The organism is Paeniglutamicibacter sp. (assembly GCF_046714615.1).
Classification (GTDB): domain Bacteria; phylum Actinomycetota; class Actinomycetes; order Actinomycetales; family Micrococcaceae; genus Paeniglutamicibacter.
On sequence record NZ_JBKKAP010000115.1, the window covers coordinates 1 to 5,801 of the forward strand.

The following is a 5,801-nucleotide window of genomic DNA, read 5'->3' on the forward strand; positions in this document are numbered from 1 at the left end:
CCGCGCGCCCCCGCCCCCAAAACCCCCGCCCGCCCGCCCCCGCGCCCCCCCCCCCCCCCCCCCCGGGCCCGAGATCGCGCGGGTTTCCGCTACTCCAGGTGGGTCGGGGCGAACATCTTCAGCAGCGTCTGCACCACCACCACATTGGGGCCCTCGGCGGCGAAGGACTCGGCCAGCGCGGCTCCCACGTTTTCCGGTTCCACGTACCGGGCCGGAACACCGAAGGATTCGGCCAGCGCCACAAAGTCGGGGCGGGCCAGCTCGGTGGCGGTGGCCTTGCCGAAGGTCCCGACCATGTATTCGCGCAGGATCCCGTAGCCTCCGTCATCGACGATCAGCCAGGTGACAGGTGCGTTGTGTTGCTTCGCGGTGGCCAGCTCGGCAATCGAGTACATGGCAGACCCGTCGCCCGAGACGGCAAGCACGCGCGCCTGTGCCGGGGTCTTGCCCGCGACCTGCAGCCCCAGCGCCCCGCCGATGGCCGAGGGGAAGCCGAAACCGAGGCCACCGGCGCCCTGTGCGGAGTGGAATTCACCGCTCTTGGCATCCCAGCAGCTCCAGCCCCAGTAGGCGGAAATGGTCATGTCCCAGAACGTTTGCATGTCATCGGGCACGGCATTGCGGATGTCGGCCATGAAGGTGCGCTCCTTGGCCAGGTCCTGGGAATCGAGCCTTTCCATGACCTTGGCCAGGGTGTCGGCAACGACCTTTTCGGGGCCTTGCCCGTGCCAGTCGGCACCGACCCCGCCCTCGAGCTGCCCTAGCGCCTCGCCGAGGTATTCGAGCGCCGCCTTCGCGTCGGCCCGGATGCCCAATGCCGGACGGTTGGATTCGAGCACGCGCGGCTCGGCATCGATCTGGATCAGGTGCCCGCGCGGTTCCAGGGTGAAGTAGTTGCTGGTGACCTCGCCGAGCGCAGAGCCCACCACGATCAACACGTCGGCGTCCTCCAGGACCTCGGTGACGTGCCGGTCCTCGACCCAGGACTGCAGGGACAACGGGTGGTTCCACGGGAAGGCGCCGTTGCCGCCGGGCGAGCACACCACCGGAGCTCCCAGGGATTCGGCCACTGCAAGCAGTGCGTCCTTGGCCCCGGCCCGGCGCACCCCTCCCCCGGCAACGATGACCGGGCGGCTGGCTTTCGCCAGCCAGCGGACGGCCTCGTCGATGAGCTCGACGCGGGGCGGATGTTCGTAGGCCTCGGCCAGCGCATCGATGACCGGCGGCACCAGCACCGGTGCCAGCAATACGTCCTGCGGGACCTCGACCCAGACCGGACCCTGCGGCACGGTGATCGCATCGACCCAGGCGTCCTGGATGGCCGAGGGGATCCCGGAGGCGTGGTGGACGGTGCGCTGGGACTTGGTGACGTTCGCCGCGGAGGCCTTCTGGTCATCGAGCTGGTGCAGCATGCCCTTGCGGCGGGCGCCGAGCCCGTCCAGCGGGATCTGGCTGGCCACCACGACCATGGGCACACTCGTGGCGTAGGCCTCCTGCAGCCCGGCCAGCGAGGTCAGCGCACCGGGACCGGTGGACAGGAAGAGCACCCCGACCTCGCCGGTGGCCCGGGCATAGCCGTCGGCGGCGAAGGCGGAGTTGTTTTCCACGCGGGAGGAGACGAAGTGCAGCCTCGAGCGCGAGAGCGCGTCGAAGAGGCCCAGTGCATGCTGGCCGGGGATGCCGAAGACCGTGTGGGCGCCGAGCGCCTCGAGGGTCTCGATGACCAGGTCTCCGCCGTTGCGCCGGGAGATGGTGTCTTGGTCCTGCTGGCTCATGCGTTTTCCTTGTCTTTGGCGCGCTTGTCGGCGATCAGCGAGATCAGGTCGTAGGCGACGTGGGAGGCGGCGACGCCCGTCATTTCGGCGTGGTCGTAGGCAGGAGCGACCTCGACGATGTCGGCACCGACGATGTTCATTCCGCGCAGCCCGCGAATGATCTCCAGCAGCTCGCGGCTGGTGATGCCGCCGGCCTCGGGCGTTCCGGTGCCCGGGGCGTGGGCCGGGTCCAGCACGTCGATGTCCACCGAGATGTACAGCGGGCGGTTGCCGATCCTGTCGCGCAGCTTGTGCACGATTTCGGCGACGCCCTGGTAGTAGACATCCGAGCTGGTCACGATGCCGAAGCCGAAGCGCTTGTCGTCTTCCAAGTCCTTCTTGCCGTAGAGCGGACCGCGGGTGCCCACGTGGGAGATGGCCTCGGTGTCGAGGATGCCTTCCTCCACAGCGCGGCGGAAGGGGGTGCCGTGGGTGTACTCGGCGCCGAAGTAGGTGTCCCAGGTGTCAAGGTGTGCATCGAAGTGCAGCATGGCCACCGGGGCTCCCGCACGTTCGGCGGCGGCACGCAGCAGCGGCAGTGCGATCGTATGGTCCCCACCCAAGGTCACCAGGGTGGAGCCATCGGCGGTGAGGTCCAACGCGTTTTGCTGGATGGTCTCGATGGCCTCGTTGATGTTGAACGGGTTCACCGCCATGTCCCCGGCGTCGACCACCTGGGTCAGGGCGAAGGGCGAGACATTCAGTGCCGGGTTGTAGGGGCGCAGCAGCCGGGAGGATTCACGGATGTGCGTGGAACCGAAGCGCGCGCCAGGTCGGTAGGAGACACCTGCGTCGAAGGGGACGCCCACGACCTTGATGTCGGCGGCAGGGACCTGGTCGATGCGCGGGAGCCTCGCGTAGGTGCCCAGCCCGGCAAAACGCGGAATCTTTGAAGCATCGATGGGCCCGATGTTTCCGTTTTCTTCAATGCGGAGTTCTTCCACGTTCTTCTCCCTCAGGGTTTCCGGCAGCACCGAGCGCCGCTCGTGCCTTGTTGCTCAATATGAAACAACCGTTGCCCTGTATGCTATTTGTGGTGTGCGCAACAGTCAAGGTGCCCGCGTCATTTTAAGGGTTGGGCGTCATGGTCAAGCATGGACCACACTGCCGCCATGTGCCCCACACGGGCTATGTGCCTGCCAGCGGTCAGCTGCTTGGGATTCATGCTCGACAAAGAGTCCTTAACGTCACGCGTATCGCCCAATGTCCATGGAAATCTGCAGCCCAAACGTTTCCGGCTTCGCGAGCCAAAGCGCCACACCCAAGAGAGCACGGGTCGGGGTGACAACATGAGTGAAGATAACCATGAAGACTCGGGGAGCCTCAGTGGATTCCACAATGCTGCTTTACACTGCTTCGACCTGGGCGAGCGCTTCGCGTGAATTAGACCCCGGACCAAGGTTTCGCGTCGGACCTGACGGCCCACATTTTCCGTTGCGGAAAGCCGCCGGTCAGGCCCGTTGCCTGGGTTCCGTGCGTCTCGCGAACCCGGAAAACAAGGCACGGTCCGCTCCGTAGATGCAGACGGAGATACCCGCGGACAGGGCCAGGGCCTTGACGATGATTTCCTGTGGATTCGTCGCCACCAGCACCAGCTGGATGGGACCCACCAGGAAAATCAGCAACACCATCCACAATAAATAGGACAGTGACATCGGAGCTTCCAGCGCCTCGGGATGGAATTGCCGGCGCAGGATCGTGGCAACGCTGATGACGACAATAATCACGGTCAGGGCGATGGCCCCGGGAATCACAAATGCCCTGTAGGCCCAGAGCAATGTCAAGGTGACGCCGATGGCTCCACCCAGGATTAACGCCAGCCACCAAGGTGCCCAGAGCCGCTTGGGTCGCCAAGGAACCGAGGCGGAATCTTCGGGCAGGGAACTCACAAGCATTGTCCTTAAGCAGGCGGGTGCAACCCAGGGAACGACCTCCCTGCGTATGCCGCTACAAAATGGTTGCTTTTCGTAGGGGAAATGTCAAAGTAGGTACTGTCGCGCACATCACCAAAACTATTTGTCAGCAGGTATATCCAGACCGGTCAATGCAGGAGTAGCGTTCCAACTCGTGAAGAAAATTTCGGGCTTTCCCAGACCTGTTTCGCCCGCACCATCCAATACCCGTCCAGCGCGCTTTTCGAGGTGGCTGAAGGACACCGATGCAGGTCAGGAACAGGCCGAATCGCCCGGCACCAAGCCGACCGGACACCGCTGGTGGCAGGTCATGTGCCTCTCCGGCCTGGACTACTTTTCAACTCTCGGCTACCAGCCCGCCATTGCCGCGCTGGCGGCCGGGGCCCTGGCGCCGCTGGCCACACTCATGCTCGTGGCGGTCACCCTGTGCGCCGCACTGCCTGTCTATCGCCGCGTGGCCGACGAATCCCCACACGGGCAGGGGTCGATCTCCATGCTCGAGCGCTTGCTGCCCCACTGGAAGGGCAAGCTCTTTGTCCTGGTGCTGTTGGGCTTCGCCGCCACGGACTTCATGATCACCATTACGCTCTCCTCGGCGGACGCCACGGCGCACATCATCGAAAACCCATTCACCCCGGACTGGTTCCACGGGCAACAAGTCATCATTACGCTGGTCCTCATCCTGTTGCTTGGGGCATTGTTCCTGCGCGGCTTCCATGAAGTCATCTGGCTGGCCGTTGGCCTGGTCGCCACCTACCTGTTGCTCAACCTCGTCGTCATCGCCGTTGCGGTGGCGTCGCTGGTGGGCGACCCCGCCCCCGTGGACCACTGGTGGCTGAACCTGACGGCCTCGCATTCAAACCCCTGGATGATGATTGCCATCGCCCTGATCGTTTTCCCCAAGCTGGCCCTGGGCCTGTCCGGATTTGAAACCGGCGTGGCAGTGATGCCGCAGATCCGAAATGGCGCCGGGGACACCGAGGCCAATCCGCGCGGACGCATCGCCGGTGCCAAGAAGCTCCTGCTGACCGCGGCATTGACCATGAGCGTGTTCCTGGTTTTCTCCTCGGTGGTCACCACCCTGCTGATTCCCGCCCCGGAATTCCAGCCCGGAGGCGCCGCCAACGGCCGCGCCCTGTCGTTCCTGGCCCACGCGATGCTCGGCGACGGATTCGGCAGCGTCTACGACTTGTCCACCATCCTGATCCTGTGGTTTGCCGGGGCCTCCGCCCTGGCGGGAATGCTCAACCTCATCCCCCGCTACCTGCCGCGCTTTGGCATGGCCCCGGAGTGGGCGCGGGCCATCCGCCCCCTGGTGCTGGTGCTCATTGGCATAGCCGTGGTCATCACCATCGCCTTCGAGGCCAGCGTCGACGCCCAGGGCGCCGCGTACGCCACCGGCGTGCTGGTGCTCATGGCCTCGGCCGCGGTGGCAGTCACCATCTCCGCCAAGCGCCAGGGCCAGCGGTGGCGGACCATTGGCTTCGGAATCACTTCGGTCATCTTCATCTACACCACCGGCGCCAACGTCGTCGAACGACCCGACGGCATCCGGATTGCCGGGCTATTCATTGCCGGGATCATCGTCGTCTCGTTGATTTCGCGCTTCCGGCGCTCCACGGAACTGCGTGCCACCTCGGTCTCACTGGATGCGGCTGCCCTGGAGATCATTGCCTCCTCCAGCCGGGATTCGATGGTACGGATCATCGCCCACGAGCCCATCCGGCTATCGGCAGCCCGCTACCGGCACAAGCTGGCCCATGCCAGGATGGCCAGCCACCTGCCCGAGGAAGCACCGGTGATCTTCATCGAGATCAGGGTCTCGGACTTCTCCGACTTCGCCCAGGACATTTTGGTTTCCGGGGCCACCCGTCACGGCTACAAGATCCTGCAGGCCGAGGCACCCTCCGTCCCCACCGCCATCGCCGCGATCTGCCTGGAAATCCGCGACGAAACGGGCGTGATGCCGCACATCTACTTCCGCTGGACCGAGGGGAACCCGGTGCGCAACCTGTTGCGCTTCATCTGCCTGGGCCAGGGCGAGAGCGCACCGCTGCCCCGCGAGGTGCTGCGC

4 protein-coding genes are annotated in these 5,801 nt (G+C 65.1%); 1 reads left to right on the plus strand and 3 read right to left on the minus strand.

What is annotated here, in order from left to right:
- Positions 1-89: 89 nt before the first annotated feature.
- The 3 genes from ACLQ7E_RS13740 to ACLQ7E_RS13750 form a co-directional block, all read right to left on the minus strand.
- Positions 90-1,775, minus strand: a complete 1,686-nt coding sequence (locus ACLQ7E_RS13740; RefSeq protein ID WP_411733138.1) for a thiamine pyrophosphate-binding protein — start codon at positions 1,773-1,775, stop codon at positions 90-92.
- A complete protein-coding gene (speB, locus tag ACLQ7E_RS13745; RefSeq protein WP_411733139.1) occupies positions 1,772-2,758 on the minus strand; it encodes an agmatinase in 987 nt (328 codons plus the stop codon). Before speB ends, ACLQ7E_RS13740 begins: the two co-directional genes overlap by 4 nt.
- 507 nt (positions 2,759-3,265) lie before the next feature.
- Positions 3,266-3,703: a hypothetical protein gene (locus ACLQ7E_RS13750; RefSeq protein WP_411733140.1), complete on the minus strand. Its 438-nt coding sequence runs from the start codon at positions 3,701-3,703 to the stop codon at positions 3,266-3,268.
- Positions 3,704-4,037: 334 nt separating this feature from the next.
- Here ACLQ7E_RS13750 and ACLQ7E_RS13755 point away from each other — a divergent pair.
- Positions 4,038-5,801, plus strand: a 1,764-nt coding sequence (locus ACLQ7E_RS13755) for an amino acid transporter (protein WP_411733141.1), incomplete at its 3' end; no start/stop codon positions are given.

Excerpts from the sequence above, each read along its gene's own strand:
- ACLQ7E_RS13740 (WP_411733138.1), bottom strand. The coding sequence starts at position 1,775 with ATGAGCCAGCAGGACCAAGACACCATCTCCCGGCGCAACGGCGGAGAC.